21 protein-coding genes are annotated in these 20,544 nt (G+C 36.1%); all 21 read right to left on the bottom strand.

Annotated features, from left to right (window positions below; translation table 11 throughout):
* Window positions 1–58: 58 nt before the first annotated feature.
* Window positions 59–847 carry a YlmH family RNA-binding protein gene (locus tag MHI40_RS05760; RefSeq protein ID WP_093535292.1) on the bottom strand — a complete coding sequence of 263 codons (789 nt, stop codon included), beginning with the start codon at window positions 845–847 and terminating at the stop codon, window positions 59–61.
* 48 nt (window positions 848–895) lie between these two features.
* Window positions 896–1,159, bottom strand: a complete 264-nt coding sequence (locus MHI40_RS05755) for a YggT family protein (protein WP_093535294.1) — start codon at window positions 1,157–1,159, stop codon at window positions 896–898.
* 18 nt (window positions 1,160–1,177) lie between these two features.
* Window positions 1,178–1,651: a cell division protein SepF gene (locus MHI40_RS05750; RefSeq protein WP_340761877.1), complete on the bottom strand. Its 474-nt coding sequence runs from the start codon at window positions 1,649–1,651 to the stop codon at window positions 1,178–1,180.
* A gap of 1 nt (window position 1,652) precedes the next feature.
* Window positions 1,653–2,345, bottom strand: coding sequence for a YggS family pyridoxal phosphate-dependent enzyme (locus MHI40_RS05745; protein ID WP_340761876.1), 693 nt, complete (start codon window positions 2,343–2,345; stop codon window positions 1,653–1,655).
* A gap of 80 nt (window positions 2,346–2,425) precedes the next feature.
* A complete protein-coding gene (locus MHI40_RS05740; protein WP_093535300.1) occupies window positions 2,426–2,659 on the bottom strand; it encodes a YlmC/YmxH family sporulation protein in 234 nt (77 codons plus the stop codon).
* 281 nt (window positions 2,660–2,940) lie between these two features.
* Window positions 2,941–3,720, bottom strand: a complete 780-nt coding sequence (gene sigG, locus MHI40_RS05735; protein WP_093535302.1) for an RNA polymerase sporulation sigma factor SigG — start codon at window positions 3,718–3,720, stop codon at window positions 2,941–2,943.
* A gap of 89 nt (window positions 3,721–3,809) precedes the next feature.
* Complete coding sequence (gene sigE / locus MHI40_RS05730; RefSeq protein ID WP_093535304.1) at window positions 3,810–4,517, bottom strand: RNA polymerase sporulation sigma factor SigE; 708 nt, start codon at window positions 4,515–4,517, stop codon at window positions 3,810–3,812.
* Complete coding sequence (locus MHI40_RS05725) at window positions 4,517–5,359, bottom strand: sigma-E processing peptidase SpoIIGA (RefSeq protein WP_340761875.1); 843 nt, start codon at window positions 5,357–5,359, stop codon at window positions 4,517–4,519. Before MHI40_RS05725 ends, sigE begins: the two co-directional genes overlap by 1 nt.
* 952 nt (window positions 5,360–6,311) lie before the next feature.
* Entirely contained in the window at window positions 6,312–7,472 is a 1,161-nt protein-coding gene (gene ftsZ, locus MHI40_RS05720) for a cell division protein FtsZ (RefSeq protein ID WP_093535308.1), read from the bottom strand.
* Window positions 7,473–7,514: 42 nt separating this feature from the next.
* Window positions 7,515–8,804 (bottom strand): cell division protein FtsA, encoded by a 1,290-nt coding sequence (ftsA, locus tag MHI40_RS05715; RefSeq protein WP_093535310.1) that lies wholly within the window; start codon window positions 8,802–8,804, stop codon window positions 7,515–7,517.
* Between the two features lie 103 nt (window positions 8,805–8,907).
* Window positions 8,908–9,255 carry a small basic family protein gene (locus MHI40_RS05710; protein ID WP_093535312.1) on the bottom strand — a complete coding sequence of 116 codons (348 nt, stop codon included), beginning with the start codon at window positions 9,253–9,255 and terminating at the stop codon, window positions 8,908–8,910.
* Between the two features lies 1 nt (window position 9,256).
* A complete protein-coding gene (locus MHI40_RS05705; protein WP_093535314.1) occupies window positions 9,257–9,979 on the bottom strand; it encodes a DUF881 domain-containing protein in 723 nt (240 codons plus the stop codon).
* Between the two features lie 81 nt (window positions 9,980–10,060).
* Complete coding sequence (locus MHI40_RS05700; protein ID WP_093535741.1) at window positions 10,061–10,732, bottom strand: DUF881 domain-containing protein; 672 nt, start codon at window positions 10,730–10,732, stop codon at window positions 10,061–10,063.
* A 31-nt stretch (window positions 10,733–10,763) separates the two neighbouring features.
* Complete coding sequence (locus MHI40_RS05695) at window positions 10,764–11,561, bottom strand: cell division protein FtsQ/DivIB (protein WP_340761874.1); 798 nt, start codon at window positions 11,559–11,561, stop codon at window positions 10,764–10,766.
* Window position 11,562: 1 nt separating this feature from the next.
* Complete coding sequence (locus MHI40_RS05690; RefSeq protein ID WP_322788060.1) at window positions 11,563–12,618, bottom strand: FtsW/RodA/SpoVE family cell cycle protein; 1,056 nt, start codon at window positions 12,616–12,618, stop codon at window positions 11,563–11,565.
* Between the two features lie 55 nt (window positions 12,619–12,673).
* A complete protein-coding gene (murD, locus tag MHI40_RS05685; RefSeq protein ID WP_340761873.1) occupies window positions 12,674–14,029 on the bottom strand; it encodes a UDP-N-acetylmuramoyl-L-alanine--D-glutamate ligase in 1,356 nt (451 codons plus the stop codon).
* A gap of 1 nt (window position 14,030) precedes the next feature.
* Window positions 14,031–15,002 (bottom strand): phospho-N-acetylmuramoyl-pentapeptide-transferase, encoded by a 972-nt coding sequence (gene mraY, locus MHI40_RS05680; protein WP_340761872.1) that lies wholly within the window; start codon window positions 15,000–15,002, stop codon window positions 14,031–14,033.
* Window positions 15,003–15,048: 46 nt separating this feature from the next.
* Entirely contained in the window at window positions 15,049–16,905 is a 1,857-nt protein-coding gene (locus tag MHI40_RS05675) for a penicillin-binding transpeptidase domain-containing protein (protein ID WP_340761871.1), read from the bottom strand.
* Between the two features lie 112 nt (window positions 16,906–17,017).
* The gene (locus MHI40_RS05670; protein WP_340761870.1) at window positions 17,018–19,183 is read right to left on the bottom strand and encodes a penicillin-binding transpeptidase domain-containing protein; all 2,166 of its coding nucleotides are present in this window, start codon (window positions 19,181–19,183) and stop codon (window positions 17,018–17,020) included.
* Between the two features lie 35 nt (window positions 19,184–19,218).
* On the bottom strand, window positions 19,219–19,587 hold the full coding sequence (ftsL, locus tag MHI40_RS05665; protein WP_340761869.1) for a cell division protein FtsL: 369 nt from the start codon (window positions 19,585–19,587) through the stop codon (window positions 19,219–19,221).
* Window positions 19,588–20,538 carry a 16S rRNA (cytosine(1402)-N(4))-methyltransferase RsmH gene (gene rsmH / locus MHI40_RS05660; RefSeq protein ID WP_093535326.1) on the bottom strand — a complete coding sequence of 317 codons (951 nt, stop codon included), beginning with the start codon at window positions 20,536–20,538 and terminating at the stop codon, window positions 19,588–19,590.
* Window positions 20,539–20,544 lie beyond the last annotated feature (6 nt).

Raw genomic sequence — 20,544 nt, 5'->3', positions numbered from 1 at the left:
CCCATTATACATTTCTACGAGATTGAATACATCTATATTTGAAATATTCTTATAAAAATTAATTTTTTAGTTCTAATCTACCTATTTGTAATCGAATTTTATCTTTTTTTGTCCTGCCTTCCATCATGATTAATTTCACTCTTCCATGTCCTCTTATAGAAATGAGATCGAGTTCTTGTAATTCAAGGGATACTTGATCTTTCTCGGACCAGTTCACTTTGACTTTCCCACTTTGAATAAGAGATGCAGACTTTTGACGAGAAATATTAAAAATTGAGGCAATTACAGTGTCTAAACGGAGTGAGCTTACCGTTAAGGTCTCAGTCATCCATTCCTCCTGTTGAACAAAATAGTCTTGTGGATTTCCTACATCATCGATATGAACTTTCACTTTTCCAATAGATGTAAAATTAGCTCGTACATAATCCAGTACCTCTAAAGCTACCACGAACTGAATGGCACCATCTTGTACACGTATATCTCCAAATTTACTACGATCAATCCCTAAGGACATCATCGAACCAAGCACGTCCTTATGTTTTAACGTTACAAATTTAGTAGGGTAATGGACCTCAACTACTCTCATAGAGAAATCAATTTCCGATGGCACATAATAGGAAGGAAACAATAGAACTCTTCTTCTCTCCGCATCCTCTAATGCACCTTCAGCGCTAGAACCAATATCTTCATATTGTCTACGAATCGAGTCTACTATAAATTGCTGCCTAGGATCTAGAAAGTCCGTTAACTTAGGTGCATATCGGTCCTCTACTTCCCGCATCATACTTACAACCTGCTCAATAAAAGGCTGTTCTTCTTTTCTAAAATGTTGCAATACATTTTCCATTATAATATTTCCCTTTCAATTATAGTAAAAAACCCCACGGAAGTGAGGTTAGAGAACTATATTAGCTATATAATATATACCCGTCATTGCTAGGTTTAATACAAAAATTGCAACGATTGGTGAAATATCAATCATTCCTAGTGGTGGAATAATTTTTCTAAACGGTTCTAAGTAAGGTTCACAAATTCTACCCAAAAACTTCCCGAAACTCGATTGTTGAATGCTAGGTACCCAAGACATTAAAATATATGCAATTAATGCATACGAATAAATTCGAACACCTAAACTTAATAAAGTTAAAACTAATGCCATAGTATAATTACTCCTCTGTTAATCTAGGTCGTTATAGTAATAATCCGATATTGCTCCATCGACTTCTACTGAATCGGGTGCACAAAGGAATATATCCGTACCTATTCTTTGTATATCTCCACCTAAAGCGTACACTGTTCCACTTAAAAAGTCGATAATTCGAATTCCTTGTTCCTTGTCAATACGTTGCAAATTTACAATCACTGCTTTTTTACTTTTTAAGTGTTCAGATATATCTTGTGCTTCTGCATAAACTCTTGGCTCTATTAATATTACTTTGGAAGACTTTTGGACATTTTGAATACTAACAAGATTAGGAGTATTTATTTCCTTAGGCGTGGTATTGAATTTACGTTCTTTAGGTACTGACTTTGCTGTTTGTTGCTTTATATTGTTATCTGCCGTTTTTTGTTGTTGAGGTCTTGACTGCTGCGTTTCTGATGCTTCCTCTTCTTCATCTAAGTAAAAGAAATTTTTCATCCAGTTTTTCATGCTATTCAATACCCTCCTTCTCTTTTCCAACCAATGCTGTTCCAATTCTTATAAAGGTAGCACCTTCTTCTATTGCTATTTCATAGTCTCCAGACATTCCCATGGAAAGTTCTGTACAAGGTGCGTTAACTATTTGTTTAGCTGCTATTTTACTTTGAAGTTGCTTCAATTTTTGGAAAACATTTCGAATGATTGTGTCATCTTCTGTATTAGGAGCCATCGTCATAAGTCCAATAACACGAATTTTTTCATGGTTGTGGAGTTGATCTATAAATCCTTCTACTTCATCATAAGGAAGACCATGCTTTGACTCTTCTTGCGATACGTTTACTTGTACAAAACAATCCTTCGTAGAGGTAGCTCTTTTCTCAATTTCATCTGCTAGGCTCATCCGATCCAATGAATGCAGATATTTTATATGATTAATTACTGATTTCACTTTTCTTGTTTGAAGTGACCCTATGTAATGCCATTGAACATCACTAGAAATGGCATCTAACTTCTTCTTTAAACCCTCTGGTCTATTTTCACCCAAATGCATAACACGATTCTCGATTACTTCATTTGTTCGATTAACAGAAACTTCCTTTGTAACTGCAATTAGAGTTATATCTTCTAACTTTCTATTTGCTCGATTGCTAGCACTTTGCATACGTTGTTGAATTTGTTCTAAATTTTGTTTTACATTTGTCATTCGAAACCCAACTTTTCATCAATTGTTTATATTTATTGTATCAATGAAAAGTTGTTTTATCAATGAAGAACATTGTAAGACTATATTTTTGAGACAATTATAACATCTTTTCCAATTATCGCTATATTTTGTACTGCTATTTTCTTCGTTTCTCTTTTTTTATTAAAAAAAGTTGGATAAGCGCCATTTTCCTCTACTATAAATGAAATAATAAAACCAGTGTCTTTATCAATTTCTGCATCCACGATATAGCCTAATAATTGACCACTTTTCGCTTCTATTACTTCTTTTTGCTGTGCATCTGAAAATTTCATCACTAACCCCCTTTATTTAGTATATGAACGAAATAGGAAAAAAACCCATTCCATTATGATGAAACCTTTGTTTGAATTTACTCATAAGGGAACTCTTTTACTAGCTTTGTTAGGATGAATACACACTTTCAACAACATGCTTTCGTCAAAGTTTTACACGTAAACCGGGAAATATTAACCCAGGGACTTGCAAAACGTATTAACTATTGTCGTTTTCTAAATTTATGAAACAGAAAAACGTTTTTTTCTATAAAGAAAAAAACGTCTTTGCTGAAGTAATATTATGGATTCAATTGACTTTGAATAGTTGATAAAGCACTCTTTTCCAAACGAGATATCTGCGCTTGTGATAGCCCTAAGTCCATTGCTATTTCTGTTTGCGTTGCACCATAATAAATTCTCTTCGTTAATATTTTCTTTTGTCTTGTATCTAGCTTCTGAAAACTTTCTTTCACAGTAAAATAAGTGACCCATTGATCTTCCGATACATCATTGTCGCATAATTGGTCCATCATATAAATAGCATCGCCACCGTCACTGAATATCGGTTCTTGCAAAGACACTGGATCCTGAATGGCATCTAAAGCAATTAAAATATCTTCCACCGGAATATCTAGTTCTTTGGATAAATCATCCAAGGTTGGCTCTTGTAGATGCTCGTTTATAAACTGTTCCTTTGCTTTCATAGCTTTATATGCAATATCTCTCAAAGATCTTGATACTCGTACTGAATGGTGATCACGTAAATGTCTTTTTATTTCTCCAATAATCATAGGAACTGCATACGTAGAAAAACGGACGTTATGCTTTAGATCGAAGTTCTCAATAGACTTGATGAGTCCAATACAACCAACTTGAAACAGATCATCAGCTTGCTCTCCCCTGTAAGCAAACCTTTGTACTAGACTTAAAACTAACCTTAAATTACACATTACTAGTTCGTCTTTAACAGATTCTTCACCAGCTTGTAATCGGATAAATAATTCTTTCATTTCTTCATGCTTAAGTAAAGGAAGCTTAGATGTATCAATGCCGCATAATTCAACTTTTGTTCTCGTCATAGATCTTCCTCCGGACTTTTTAATTGTTCTAAGTCAGTTTGTCCGGTATAGGTAAGATTATTCTTTATGATACTATCCAATTTCACCCATTAAGCAATAGGTTCGTTTAAGAGCTCCTTTAAATCCAATATTATTTTCTTTTCTAAACGGGATATATATGATTGTGAAATACCTAAATGATCGGCCACTTCTTTTTGAGTCATTTCTTCCTTGCCGTTTAACCCAAACCGACATTGCATTATATATTTTTCTCTATTTCCAAGTAAATTTATTGCTTCGAATACATGTTGGCGCTCTAGTTTTTTTTCCACATCTTCAATGATTAAATCTTCACTAGTTCCTAAAATATCTGATAATAATAGTTCATTGCCATCTGAATCAGAATTTAAAGGTTCATCAAAAGAAACCTCTGACTTCATACGGTTCGTCTTTCGTAAATGCATTAAAATTTCGTTCTCTATACATCTAGATGCATAAGTGGCAAGCTTGATACCTTTATCTAGATTAAATGTTTCTACTGCCTTTATAAGACCTATAGAACCAATACTTATAAGATCTTCTATATTTGTATTGGTTTGATCAAATCTTCTCGCTATATAAACAACTAACCTTAAGTTTCTTTCAATTAGTACATCTCTTGCATGATCATCGCCATCCATAAATGCGAGTAACATTTCTCTTTCTTCTTCTCTCGATAATGGTTTAGGTAATGATTCATTGCCTCCAATATAATGTACACTTTTTCGTCTAAAAGATAGTACCCAATAATAAACTTTACGGAACCATTTCATCAGCATTAGCCTACACTCCTTTTCTTCAAATGAAAATATGAGGAACTTTGCAGTATTCCATCCGCCTCATGTGGAAATTTTTCTTTTGCTTTCGTCATCACAATATATCCTTTAGGTAACGGTTGACCGTCAACCAACCACTGATCATACTTGATACCAATAACCCATGTTTTATGTTTTTGTATCGTTGCAATTGGTATTAATCGTAATTTACTAACATACTCTTTTGGTATCTTGTCCAAACTAGCACTTCCGTCAAACTCCCATTCACTAATTGCTTTAAATAACTCATATGGTAATATCTCTTTCAACATTTCTGCCGCTACAAAGTGAACAGGATCATTGGATAATGGTTCTGTACACACATTTCCCGAATCTATAAAAAGGGTTAATTCTTGAGAAACTCCAAATAACGTAACGTTGGATGAATATAATAGCTCTCTTTCGGAATTTGCTATATTTAAATGCAATACATTTTTTGTCAAAAAATATAAACCACCAGTCGCTATTAAGGCAAAATTAATAATCATAAACAAATTACCACTATTGTCATACAAAGGTGCGATAGCTGTAAGCAATCCTCCAGCAAAGACACTAGCAAGTAATGTTAATATAATTGCTTTAATTATCTGTGAACGTTTTTTCCAAAAAGCGATCGAAATCATTACAAAAAACGATAAAAATATTGCGAATAAAGAATGAGAGAAAACGACTGTAATTACTCCAGCTGTTAGAGCAGAAAGAAATAAATACCTTTTCTGATTTTCAATCCACCCAATTTTATTGGCAAATGCTAAAACGGTGTAATTGAAAAAAGTATTGGTTACAATCATTACTTCCGCATACATAACTTCCCTCCTTTTGATTAAAGCTTAGCATCTAAAGTGTAAGAAATTTGTCAAAAGACCGTTCAAAAACGTTCTTTTTTTACGACATAATAATAACTAGGAAAAATTGTGATTTAACAAAAAGTCGTGTTAAGTTTATATCCTCCATCTGTTTAATGCATAAGAAAAACCGGGCAAAAGATACACGGTCCTTGAAGGTAAAAACCTGTTTCTATCGTTTCTGGAGTGCTTTGGACAGAAGTTTTGCTGTAAGATTACCGATTGGTTTTTTTAAGATGGTGTTTGTGACTGACGTCACGAACACCATCCCTTTTTCTCAGTAATCTTATGGTATTTGTCTTTCCGCCGCCCTCCTACAACTTTTAGAAACAGGTTAGTTCGGTTTTGGATAACTAGAGAAAAAATACTAACTATTAATAGAGAAAGCTCTCGAAGATGTAATTTCGTTCGCTATTTTGTATTTAATGAACCACTTATTATTTCTCTCAATTTCCACCAGTATGAAAGAAAATCTACTTTCTTCATCCTTCTTTGGATTATAGTATTTCTAATTGAAAAGCGATTACAAATAATTGGTTACTTTCTAATTTTTGACCAACCTGATCATCTAAGCGAAAAACAATGCTATACCCTTATAGTGGAGTACTACTTATATTTGATTGCAGTGGTAGCTGGCGACTCCAGTGGGATGAGTGAGACAGAGGAGATATCACATCGACGCGTTAGCGACGGTGATAGCTCATTGCTCACCCCACGGAGGACAAAAAGATGTTGGTCACGAAGGCATTGCCACACGATGTGGCGCTCTTAGTCTTAGAACCCCACTTGAAACGGAAATCAGCAGGATAATCCATTCAAAGAAGTTATCATGAACCCAGTATTAACGATAACTTTTATATACTTACTCAAAAAAAAAAGCAACCACCGAAGTGATTGCTTTTTGCATATTAGTTTAGTTTCTGCGTTGACGATTTCTTAAGAAAGTTGGGATATCTAACGCATCCTCTTGTTGGTTATGAGAAACATGACGTTCTTGTTGAGGCGCTTGTTGTTGCGGCACTTCTTCTTTACGTTGTTCTCTAATAGGTGCTGTTGTTGGTTGTTGTGGTGCTCTGTTTCCACCAAATCCTGTGCTACGCGGTTGTTTTTGTGTGATTAACTCTTCATTGAATCCTGTTGCAATTACAGTTACAACTATTTCATCTTTTAAGTTATCATTAATAACCGAACCGAAGATCATATTAACTTCTTCATCGGATGCAGAGGCAACAATATCAGCTGCTTCTTGCACTTCAAATAGACTTAAGTTAGATCCACCAGTAATATTCATCAAGACTCCTGTCGCACCGTCTATTGAAGTTTCAAGCAGTGGACTTGAAATAGCCTTTTTCGCCGCTTCAGCTGCACGATTTTCTCCTGCAGAAATACCGATACCCATCAGAGCAGCACCTTTGTTAGACATAATAGTTTTAACATCTGCAAAGTCAAGATTGATAAGACCAGGTACAGCGATTAAATCAGAAATACCTTGAACCCCTTGACGTAAAACATTATCCGCTTCTCTGAATGCTTCTAGCATTGGCGTGTTTTTATCAACGATTTCTAACAAACGATCATTTGGAATGACGATTAATGTGTCTACTGATTCTTTCATCATACTAATTCCGCCTACAGCTTGAGTAGCACGTTTACGCCCCTCAAAAGTAAATGGACGTGTTACAACACCTACTGTTAATGCCCCTAAATCACGTGCGATTTGAGCAATAACTGGTGCTGCACCAGTTCCAGTACCGCCACCCATACCGGCTGTTACGAATACCATATCCGCTCCTCTAAGAGCTTCCTCGATTAACTCTTTACTTTCTTCAGCTGCTTTTTTCCCGACTTCAGGGTTTGCTCCTGCACCAAGTCCACGAGTTAGTTTTCCGCCAATTTGTAATTTCACTTCGGCTTTTGACATATTGAGTGCTTGCGCATCCGTATTAACAGCGATAAAATCTACACCTTGAACACCATGTTCAATCATACGATTTACAGCGTTATTACCGCCACCACCTACTCCAATAACTTTAATGATCGCTAATTGATCTTCATTTGTTTCAAATTCTAACATGCTATTGCCTCCTATGTTCTATCTGCTATGATAAATGGTTTGTTATTCAAAAAACTTGTCAAAAAATCTCTTTGCTTTTGTCATGGCGCTATCCTTGTGTTCATTAGTCGATTGAGCAGACTGTTTTTGTTTTTTAGAAACGGCAACTGCTTCATTTGAAACCGAATGCGCTAACGCATGGCTATCACCAATTTTACCATAGAAAAGATCTTCTTTATAGGCATATCTTATAAGACCAACTGCAGTTGTATATTGAGGTTCTCGAACCCCAATGTAATCTGGAGTATATAGTCTCACTCTTGTTTGAAGGATATGTCTTGCTAACTGTCCTAAGCCTTCTAGTTTAGAAACTCCACCAGTAATAACTACTCCGCCTGGTAAGTCTTGTAACCCAAGTCGATAAAATTCTTCTAGAACCATTTCAAATAATTCTTCTAGTCGAACTCCAATGATTTCGGCAATATAACGTTGTGAGTATTGTTCTTTCATATCTGCACCTATTACTGGTACTTCAAATAGTTCATCATCTGAAGCATCATCATAGAAAGCATGTCCATATTTTAGTTTAATCATTTCAGCTTGTTCAGTTGGTGTTTTTAAGACAATCGATAAATCTTTTGTAATATGGTCACCGCCAACTGGAATAACGGAAGTGCTGACTAAATGGCCTTCATTGAAAATAGCAATCGTCGTGGAACCACCACCTATATCGATATAAGCTGTCCCATGATTTTTTTCGTCTTCCGTTAATGCAAAGTGTCCACCAGCTAAAGGCTGTAAGTAAATCTCTCTTATTTGAAGGCCAGCTCTTTCCACACATCTTAACACGTTATGTAAAATTGTTTTGGATGTAGTCATCATAATACCGTCAAGCTCCAAACGTGTCCCGATCATTCCACGTGGATCCTTAATTTCTTCTAAGTGATCGACGATGAATTGTTTTGGTGCTATATTAATAAGCTCTCTCTCAGGAGGAATAGACATAACTTGAGCTGACTCTATAACACGTTCTAAGTCACCATCAGTTATTTCTCTATCATCACGATTAACAGCCACTACTCCCTTAACATTTTGTATATTTGCCATATTTGCCGGAATACCTAATACAATTTCATTAATAGACATACCGATCATTCTTTCGGCTTCACTTACCGCTTTTTTAATTGATTGAACTGTTGCATCTATATCTACGATGGTGCCTTTTCTAATTCCGTTTGATTTTACATTTCCAACACCAATTACGTGCAGCGAGTCTTCATTCATTTCGCCGATTAAGACCTTAATGGAAGACGACCCAATATCTAGTGATACGTATAATTCTGATTGATTCAACCCGTGGCACCTCCTAAGAACTCTTTATTTATTATTCTAGTGTAAAAATAGTATAAAGTCTAAAATTTTCTAAAGAAATAGTCAATTTAAACCTAATAATTTATTAATTTTTTCTTTCTGACCATTTTGTGAGCAAAATTCGACGGATAACTGCTATATTCTGAAATAATCGTACACCGAACGCAAAAATCGCTGCTAGGTATAAATCTATCCCTAAGTGTACACCTAAAAATGCTAAAGCTGCAGCAAGGGCTATATTGAAGAAAAATCCTGAAACGAATACTTTGTCATCATAGACATGCTGTAGATGTGCACGTATGCCTCCGAATAGAGTATCAAGTGCTGCCAATACCGCTATAGACAAATAGCTTTCATATATTTCAGGGATTTGTATTTCCGTTAATAAACCGAGGGAAATCCCAAGTATCAGCCCTAATAATGGCAACCACATTTCATGACTCCCCTTCCGGTACTTCTTTTAAGAATTGGTTATTTAGAGCTTGGTCATAAGAGGAAATCGTGATATTTTGCTCGGGCTTACCAATCTTCAGTTTTAAATTATCAATATAAAAGTCATCTCCGATTGTGGAGGCCTCTAACTGATTATACATTTTTTGCGCATCCTCAAAAGTGGAGGTTCCAATTTTAATAGTAAATGGTGCATTTCTTACTGGTATATTATTCACTGTAGTTTTACCATTTACATCTCTAATTGGGGAAGAATAGATAATTCGTTTACCATCCACTTCAATATCATTTGCTTTAAAACGATTGATTTCATTGATAAGTCGGATGAGCAAATCTGGTGAAATACCTTCCACAGGTTGTCCAAGTGCTACGCTTTCTAAGGATGGCTCCACTTTAATAATAATTCCTGGACCTGTATGTTCAACCAGACCTATATCTTTTTTTAATTGTTCTACTGTATCCTGTAAAGCAAGTTCTGCACTTTCGCTTACCATGTTTCCATATTTCAAGATTGTTTGATCTAATACATAAATTTCCGAAAGCAGCTCGGAATGTGTTTCGGTTTCTTTGGATAATTCTTGACGAATAGCCCATATATCTCGTGTATCTCTTGTTTCAGGATTTTGAACTGTGTTAAATTGTATCGCTAACATAAAGCCAATTATTAACAAAACTATAGTAAACCGAATATAGACGGTTTTTCTCATTATTCGGCCTCCTTAAATCCCGTTTTACTACCAGTGGGAATTGAAGAAACCCCACCCAGTTGAGTAGCATTACTATATTAGTTAGCTATAATCATCTTCACGTAAAGCAGGCATTGTTATTAAATCTTTTTCTCCTACAGTCACCACTATATTATCACTAGTAAGTTGGTCAACAACACCTCCTCCTAGATTTACGGAAGAAAGCAATACTTTCGGATCTCCTACTGCTTCAATCGTAAATGGTGCTGGAAAGGTCTTTCCATCTACTACAATCACTGGGCCTGTACATCTTATATAAGAGTTTGCATGAAGTCTTTGGCCATTAATAGATATAGCTTCTGCACCAGATATTTTAAGCTCATTAATCACTTTAAATACGTGACTTTCATGTACTATATAGTCATTTGGATTTTCTTGAGAAGGATTATAAGCTCCATCTTCCAATGAAACAGTAATACCTTTTCCTTGTGAGGGAATATCTCCAATCAATAATCGAAGTATTTCTGCTTCCTCTACTAATTCTTCTACACTTTCTTCACTCTCTACAAAAGAATGTTCAAAAGCACGGATTTTTTGTTGCTTATCAGTAATTTCTTCTGTTAGCTCTTTATTGCGTTCTTTTTGTTCCACTAATTTTTCTCTATACTTTTCTTGTTCTTGGAAATTCGAGAGATTTGAAGCGTTTTTTTCGTTATCTTCAGATGAGATACTATACGAATATGCAAGTATAAATCCTAACACTAAACTTACCATCGATATAGTAATAAGCCCTCTAGATGGTACTTTAAGGAGTTTGGTCTTCTTCACTTTCCACAACCTCCTCTTCTACTGGTACATTATACACATCTTTAAATGGTTGGAAAAATGTCCCTACTTCCAAATCAATAACACCCTTCACTTCGGGATTTAGCTGAGAAACAATGGAAGGATAAAAATTCATTTTTTCTCCGAATGACGGAATGATCGCCTTAACTTCATTTCCATCATTCATAAATACTAGGATAGAGTATGCATCATTTTCAGTTGGTGCATATTTAATTTGAGAAATACCTGTTAACACTTCGCTGTCCAATAATTTTAATTCTTTTATCATCCTCAAACGGTTTTTTTCATTGTCAAAACCTGAAAAGATAGGTCCATCCTTTGGTAAAACTTGTCCATCTGTTTTAATAATCTGTCCATTTTCTAAAATTATATGAAGAAAATCTCCATCCTCTAAATAACCTATTTGATGAAACTCATTAACTTGAATATGAACGGATGTTAACCACTTTCGCTTAACTTGTACTGATTCTACCCATGCGTTCTTAGCCAAGAGGTTTTCAATTTTACTTTCATTAAAACTCCACATCGACTCGCCAATATTCAAGGTACTCTCCTCTATGTACAATTCTTTAGGTACTAGTTTTTCACCGTCCACTGTAATCTTTTGAACCTGACTGTAAGAGGATTGAAAATATAAAACTATTAATAACGTAGTAACAAAGAGAAAAAGTAGAATGGAAAATTTTTTATTTGTTCTACGTCTTCTGCGTTCTTTTAAGGTAGGTATACGATCTTCAATATCGATGATTTTTTCCATTCTACCGCCTCCCTTCTTTTTCAGTTTCTTGAGCTAAGTTTAAAATAATTCCAATAATCCCCCAGGTCATCACTAACGAAGATCCTCCATAACTGATGAATGGCAAGGTTACCCCAGTCACTGGCAATAGACCTGTAACTACCCCCATATTTAAAAATGTTTGTACTGCTAATAGAGAGGTAAATCCAATGATCATTAACTGACGTTCACGTGTTTTTGCACGCGCAGCCATCGAAAAACTGGTTGAAAAAAACGTTAAAAATGCTAATACGATTATGAACCCACCGATGAAACCTGACTCCTCCAACAAAATAGAAAAGATGAAATCATTTTGTGGTTCAGGCAAATACAAAAACTTCTGGCGGCTATTTCCATACCCAAAACCAAATAATCCAGCTGGACCTATGGCAAGCAATGATTGTATTGCTTGAAATCCGGATCCCAGTGGGTCATTCCAAGGATCTAGAAAGGCTTGTATTCGCACAAGTCGGTATGGAGCAGAAACAATTAGCAGTACAAAAGCAATAATGCCACTCATACCTATCCAAAGAAAGAACTTGAACGGAAGTCCTGCTGCAAACAATAAAAAGAATACAGCAACAACCAATACAAAAGCGGAACCAAAGTCTGGTTGAACCATGATAAAGCCAATTGGCAATAATAACAAAAGGCCACTTTGAATATACATTTTCATTCTAGAATTTTTTACATTTGCTAGAGAGTTAGCTAACACTCCTAATACTGCTATTTTAGCTAACTCTGCTGGTTGAAAATTCATAAATCCAAGAGAAATCCAACTTTGTGATCCATTTCGAACCACTCCAATACCAGGGATTAAAACGCCAATTAGCATGAGAATCGCAACTATATATAATCCTCTCCAAAATCCATCAGACCGTATGAAACTTGCCTTTTGAATAATGAAGGCTCCAACTATCCCTACAATAAGATATGCTGCTTGTTTTAATGCAAATGGCATTTGTCCTTTGTAATGGACTTCGCTCCAATAGGAACCCGCTGAGTGGACAAAGAATATACCAATGATGGATAAAAACAATACAGAAGATAGGAAAATAAATTTTCTTGTATCTTTCGTTTAGGTCATCCTTTCATTACTCTTTTAAAGATGTAACATGGTCGATAAATTCATCTCCACGAATCTCAAAGCTTTCATATTGATCCCAACTTGCACATGAAGGTGAAAGCAATACGATATCCCCTTCGGATGAAGTCGCTAATGCTATTTTAAATGCTTCACCTAAGGTTTCTGTGCTAACTACCGAGGAGATTCCTTGCTCTTCTCCAAACTTTTGCAATCGATCTTTAGTTGCTCCGTAATGGACTAATGCTTTCACACGATCTAAGTAAGGTATAAGTTCATCAAATGAATGGCCGCGGTCCACACCACCTGCTATTAATATAACTGGCTCTGTAAAACCTTCTAGAGCACTTTTAGTTGCAAGTGCATTTGTAGCTTTTGAGTCATTATAAAATTTACGACCCTTCCATTCCCTGATGAATTGAGTACGATGTTTAACCCCGTGGAATGTTGATAATACTTGTATAATAGCTTCAATAGGACATTTCATCAGTAATGCTGTCGCTGTCGCAGCAAGTACATTCTCTAAATTATGCTTACCTCTCAGCGCAATAATAGATCGTTCAAATAATCGTTCACCGTTCCAGTAGACGTATAGCTCATCTGCACTTATACCCTCTTTTGTCTTACTACTAACATAAAAAGGTATTTTGGCTGCCTTACTCATTTGAGCATAGTCTTTCACTATTTGCTGTTCTCCATTATAAACTAGCCAATCAGTAGCATCTTGTTGTTGGGTAATTTTAAATTTAGCATCTGTATATTCCTGGAAATCTTTATGGTAATCTAAATGCGCTTCATATAAGTTAAGTAGTACAGAAACTTTTGGCTTTAACTCTTCTGTACCCATAAGCTGAAATGAAGATAATTCGGTTACGATAATATTCTCTGCTGTCGCTTCTTTTGCAACAGTAGTTGCAACTGTACCAATATTACCAGCTATTTTGGGCTTTTTATCGGCAGCTGCAAGCATTTCAAATATCAATGTAGTAGTTGTAGTCTTTCCATTTGAACCGGTTATTCCGATCATTGGAGCATCGCTAATACGATACGCAAGTTCTACTTCTGTCCATACAGGTATTCCTCTTTTATTTGCCTCTGTAATAACTGGATTGTTATAAGGTATTCCAGGATTCTTGACGATTAAACTAAAGCCTTCATCTAAGATATCTTCCGGATGACTTCCACAAATAACTGTTAAACCTTTTGATAACAAGTACTGAGCATTTTCATTTTGCTCGAATGGCTTAGCATCATTCACAGTAACAAATGCTCCTAAGTCATGTAGCGTTTCAGCTGCTGCAGTACCGCTTTTTGCCAAACCTAAAACAAGTATTTTTTTATGAACTACATGTGGTAATTTCTTCATCTCACAAAACCTCCAAGCAGACTACAATCATTGCAGCTATGAAACCTATTGCCCAGAACACAGTAACTATTTTACGTTCATTCCAACCCGACAATTCAAAGTGATGGTGAATCGGACTCATTTTGAATATACGTTTGCCCGTTGTTTTAAAGCTAATCACTTGTAATATCACCGATAACGTTTCAATTACAAAGATAATCCCAACAATTAGCAATAATAATTCATGTTTCACTAGAATAGATACCATGGCCAGCGCACCACCTAATGCAAGAGAACCCGTATCTCCCATAAACACTTTTGCTGGATATTTGTTAAACAATAAAAACCCTAAAAGTGCTCCTGATACACAGAATGTAAATATAGCTATATCACTCTGTTCATAAGCAAGCGCTAGAACACCAAATGCTGCAAAGGCAACTGTTGCTGTTCCTGCAACTAATCCATCTAAGCCATCTGTCAAATTAACGGCATTTGAAAAACCAACTAGCCAAAAGATAAGAAATGCAATATACAATTGATCTAATTGAAGTTCCATTTCTGTAAATGGTATAACTATATTTGTATCAAAGGGTCCTTGTTTTAATAAGAAGTAGGCAATGATCGCAATAATAATTTGACCAATTAGTTTCTGGATAGATGTTAAGCCTAAATTTCTTTTTAAAACGACTTTTATAAAATCATCCAAAAATCCAATAACACCAAAACCTACTAGGATAACTAACAAAACAATGGACTGAGTCGTTAATTTATCAAAATAAAGGGATAGAGCAAGTGTTGAGATAATGATGGAGGTTAAGAAAATCAGCCCTCCCATTGTAGGTGTACCTGCCTTTACTTGATGCGACTGAGGGCCTTCTTCTCTTATGCTTTGACCAAATTTCATCCTTCTTAAATAAGGAATAACAATTGGAGCAAGAATAACTGTAAGGATAAAACTAACAATAAGTGTAATAACCGTTGTAGACAATGTCATAAAAAAATCTCCTTAAATACGATCAACTATTAATGAATGTACTATTTTATTTATTTGTGTATACATGAATTGTTCCATCTAATGGGATGAGCCCATTTTCTTTTGGCAGTTGAGAAATTATTTCGTCTCCATCACCATGCCAAACAATATTGAAAGGATACATATAGGACGTTATTTCCTTCCTTTTTGTTCCTACCAGGTTCGGTGTACGTACTTGCTCTACATCTCCCCATCTATACTCTTTTTCTATCTGGGTGCCGCTTCCTTTTGTCTTCAGTGAATCTTCCAAAATTTGACCAACAATAGGTGCTGCTATTACTCCCCCGAATTGAGTGCTGTGTTTAGGGTTGTCGATCGCAACATATACGATAAGTTCTGGATTATCTGCTGGTGCAAAACCTATAAAGGATACAATGTACTCTCCATCCATATACCGGCCATTTTGAACTTTTTGCGCTGTACCTGTCTTGCCACCAATTCGAAGTTGATCACGATAAGCATTTCTACCCGACCCCTCCGCAACTACATGTTCCAGAGCATCTCGCACAATGGCTGAAGTTTCCTCACTAATAACTTGACGCTTCATCTCTGGTTCACTACTTGATAAGATTTCGTTTGTTTCACCATCTATTGTATTTTTTACAATAAATGGCTTATATAGATACCCACCATTTACTGCCGCAGCTACAGCTTGCACTTGTTGAATAGGGGTGACTGAAATACCTTGACCAAAAGAGGTTGTGGCGTGTTCAACTGGTCCAAAGTTCTCTTTACTAAATAGAATACCCGAGGATTCCCCTGCCATCCCTGAACCTGTAGATTTACCGAACCCAAAGTTACGTATGTATTCTTGTAACTTCTCTGCGCCTACTCTATTTCCTAACTCAATAAAACCAGGGTTGCAAGAATTTTCAACAACTTCTAAAAATGTTTGATTTCCATGTCCTGATCTTTTCCAGCAACGAAGCCTAGAGCCTTCTACCATGGTATATCCTTTATCATGAAAGTGATCATTCTGTAAGTCTACTACATTCTCTTCTAATGCCGCACTCAATGTAATAATCTTAAAAGTTGAACCAGGTTCAAAAGTCATCCAGACCGGTAAGTTACGATTGTAAACGGTCGAATCCACCTCTTGATAGTCCGACGGATCGAAATTAGGAGCAGAAGCAAGTGCTAATATTTCACCATTTTTGGGGTTCATAACAATTGCAATCGCTTGTGTCGCTTCATATTTCTGCATAGCTTGCGATAACTCACGTTCTACTACTTGCTGAATATCTAAATCCACTGTCAACTGAACATGATTGCCTTTTACACCATTTTTCCATCCATCGTCCACATGTGGAAGTGGTACTCCTTTTGCGTCGGTAAACATTCGTACAGCAGAGGATTTGCCTTTTAAAATAGAATCATATTGGTACTCGATTCCCGCAAGCCCTTGTGCATCATAACCAGTAAAACCTATTAATCTAGATAACATATTGCCATATGGATAGTCTCTTAAATAATCGACTCCTGCATACAAACCTTTAATATTCTTATCTTGTATTTCCATAGCAAGTTCGCTCGAGATATTTTTTCCTTTAGGTGCAATTTTCACCAAGTATGCTCTTTTGTTTATTTGCTCTAAAAGCTCACTTTTGTCCATCCCTATTAAGGAACCAATTTCCTCAGCTACTTGCTCTGGATTCTCATTTTGAGAAGGCATATAAAATAATGTCGGTGCAAGCTTGTTTCCTACGATAACTTCTCCATTACGGTCTAAAATATTCCCACGGAGAGAAGCATAAGGTAGTTCTCTATCCCAGCTTTCTTTTGCCTTTGTCGTAAGCTCATCAAATTGGAAAAATTGAAGCTGAACTAATTTGAGAAGAACTAGGACGAACAAAAAAATAATCATAATCCAAATCAGGCGCAGACGTACAATTTGTTTTAACTTTGAAATTGCCAAATCCCCTTTAGTCCGTTTTAGATAACTTATGAGAAAATGACACTAACTATTCTATCCCTATTTAGTCCTGAGGTAAATCAGTTTGTGATTCGTCTAAATTTTCCTTATTATTTGTTACTTCTGCTGGAGTTGCAAGTTTCACGACGATTGGAGTATCTGCAGTTACGATCGATCCTCCAGTCAAGCTCTGTTCATTTACAAAACCTTCTCCAACAATTTCTATTGGTAACTTAGATAACGATTTATATATCATAATATTCCTTTTCGACCAACCTTTAAAGTCAGGTAATTGAATATCACCCTGTCCCTTTAGAAAGACTATACTATTTGAAATAGCACTTGTTTTTGCCGCTGGATATTGTTCTTCTACCTTATCCGACTGACCGATAACTACTGTCTTTAATCCTTGTGCTTCCAATTTACTTTGACTTGCCATTAAATCTTCCCCAACTACATTCGGCATTTCAATTGATTTTGCAAGTTCCAAGTTTTCCGGCTCAATATTTAAATATTTCAAGCTTCTTTCTGTCACTGCGTTGAAAATTTCGGATGTTGTATCAGAACCAGTTTCCGTCATTTCCAATTTTGGTCGATGAACCATCACATAAACAATTAACTGCGGATCCTCTACAGGAGCCATTCCTAAGAAAGAATAGAGGAAATCATTTCTTCCCCAGTAGTAGCCCCCTCCAGGTTTTGATATTTGAGCAGTACCAGTTTTACCTGCTGAAGTATATCCATTCAACTTAAATTTCTGGGCAGTACCTTTTTCTGACGTTACCGTACTTGCCAATATTTCTTTTACCTGCTGCGCAGTTTCTGCAGAAATAGGAGATTTCTTTTCAACCTCTTTATGATTCTCCACTACATCATTAGTATTAGGATTGACAATTTTATCAATTATAAAGGGCTGCATCATCTTCCCTTCATTTGCTATAGCAGTCATTCCTTGCACCATTTGTATAGGTGTTACGGTTGTTCCCTGACCATATGTTGTAGTTATACGTTCAACTGGACCAGCATTTGCTATAATTCCAGTTGCTTCGCTGGGAAGGTCTATACCCGTCTTCTCTCCAAATCCAAAGAGTTTAATATATTCATTGAACGTTTCCTCTCCTATTTGGTTAAGCAAGTACGCCATTGAAACATTGGATGAACGTTGGAAACCTTCTAAATACGTTATATTCCCCCACCCTACTACATTATGATCCCTTATAGTTCTATCAAAGATCTTATAGGAACCCGATTTATATGTAGCATTAGGTGCCCAGACCCCTTCTTCGATAGCGGCGGCTAATGTGAATATCTTAAAGGTAGATCCTGGCTCAATCGTTTGCTCAGTTACTTCATTTAGCCAGTTAGTAGATAATCCTTCTCTTGTATTCGGTTCAAAGGAAGGGCGCTGGGACATAGCTAATATTTCCCCAGTTTTTGGATCTGCTACAACAGCCGTAATCCGTTCTGGATTATATTTTTCTTGTGCCGTATTCATCGCTTCTTCTAAAAAGTTTTGTATGGTTTTATCTAAAGTGAGGTAGATGTCTAAGCCATTTTTAGCTTCTGTCACCATCTTCTCAGCATTCGGTAGTAAGAAGCCTTTAGTATCACTTTTGAATTCGACTTTCCCAGGAGTGCCGGTTAACTCTTCATCGTAAATATATTCGAGACCCATTTTGCCAACAGGTTCAGCTGTTCCATCTTCTTTCTCTTCCTTTAAAGCAAAACCTATCAAATGCGAAGCAAACTGACCATTAGGATATAATCTTTTTAAATCTTCGATAAAAATTATTCCAGGTAGTTTGTTGCTTTTTATCTCTTCCATAACTTTGTTGCTAATATCCCTGCCAGCTTTACCAAATTCAACTTGGTATTTCTCGGATTTTATACTTTTCTCTAGTAAACTAGCAATCTCTTGTTCTGTCATATCAATATATTTTGCTAAAACTTTGGCCGTGTTAGCTGGATCACTAACATGCCTTTGTATACCACTATTGTTAGAAGCGTTCGGGCTAATGACAGCGATCATTTTATAGCTAAGTGTATCCTGTGCTATTATCTCGCCGTTACGATCAACTATTTTCCCTCTACTAGCTTGAAGAACCTGTTCTCTACTATACTTGTGCTCTGCCTTCGTTGATAATACTTGACCTTCAGCAGTACCCGTATATTGTATAAATACAAAACGACTAAGTAATAAGAAAAAGAGCCCTCCATATAATAAAAACATTAGAAAGGCTCCCCATTGAAAACGAAATTTCTTATTCATTGTCCTGGCACTACCTTAACGTTTTGCTCATTCAGTTTCAAACCGAGCTCTTCCGCCTTTTTCCAAATACGGTCATAGGTAGATAATTCATTTACTTGTACTGATAAGTCAGTATTATTTTTTATAGTAGAGTCAATTTCCTTTTCCATTAGTGCAATATCTGTAGTAGTTGCTCGCACAGCGCTTTCCGTTTGAATAATCATGACAGATAAAGCAGTAACTATTGCTAACAACCCGACTAATAGTATTTTTTCTCCTTTAGAAATAAGATTATTACTTTTTTTCGCCTGCTTCTGTACCTGTGGTTGTTCAGTGTAAGAAGGGCGTGGTATGTATGTTTGTGATTGCTGTTTACGTAAAGCCATTTAGACACTTCCCTTTTCGATTAATTTTTCCACAATACGTAACTTAGCCGAACGAGAGCGATTATTTACTGCCAACTCTTCTTCCGAAGGGACTATCGGTTTCCTTGTAACCACTCTCAACATTGGCTCCATACCAGCTGGAATCATTGGTAAATTTGGTGGTAACTCTGGTAAAGAAGATGCTTCTTTGAAAATTGTTTTAGTTAATCTATCTTCTAAGGAATGGAAGGTAATAACACTTACTCTTCCTCCTACTTTTATAAGCTTAATTGCATCTTCTAGTGAGTCTTCTGCTGCACCTAATTCATCATTTACAGCAATTCGGATCGCCTGGAAAATTCGTTTAGCAGGATGTCCACCCGTTCTTCTAGCAGCAGCTGGAATACCTTCTTTTATAAGCTCAACAAGTTGGAAAGTGGTAGCAATTGGTTCAACTTCTCTTGCCTTCTCAATTTTGCGCGCAATTTGTTTAGAAAACTTTTCTTCTCCGTAACGGAAAAATATCTTAAGTAATTTTTCATATGGCCAATCATTGACTACATGGTAAGCAGTTAACTCACTTGTTTGATCCATTCGCATATCTAACGGGGCATCGTAGTTATAACTAAACCCTCGCTCCGGTGTGTCTAATTGGGGAGAGGATACACCTAAGTCATATAAAATCCCATCAACCTTTTCAATACCAATTTGGTTAAGTTCATCTTTTAGATAACGAAAATTTGCATGGACAAAGGTAACTTTGTCTAAATAAGGTGCAAGTTTTAGCTTTGCATTTTCAATGGCAGTCATATCTTGATCAAAGCAAATTAGTCTACCTTTTTCATTTAATTGTTGTACTAAGTATTCACTGTGACCAGCTCCGCCTAGCGTGCAATCCACATAGATCCCATCAGGACGAATAGCTAGTCCATCTACTGTTTCTTTTAGTAATACGGTCGTATGATGAAACAAGCGTTT

It is taken from the genome of Psychrobacillus sp. FSL H8-0510, assembly GCF_038008345.1.
GTDB lineage: Bacteria > Bacillota > Bacilli > Bacillales_A > Planococcaceae > Psychrobacillus > Psychrobacillus psychrotolerans.
The sequence above is the reverse complement of the archived record's forward strand: the minus strand, read 5'-3'. Positions and strand labels throughout refer to the sequence as shown.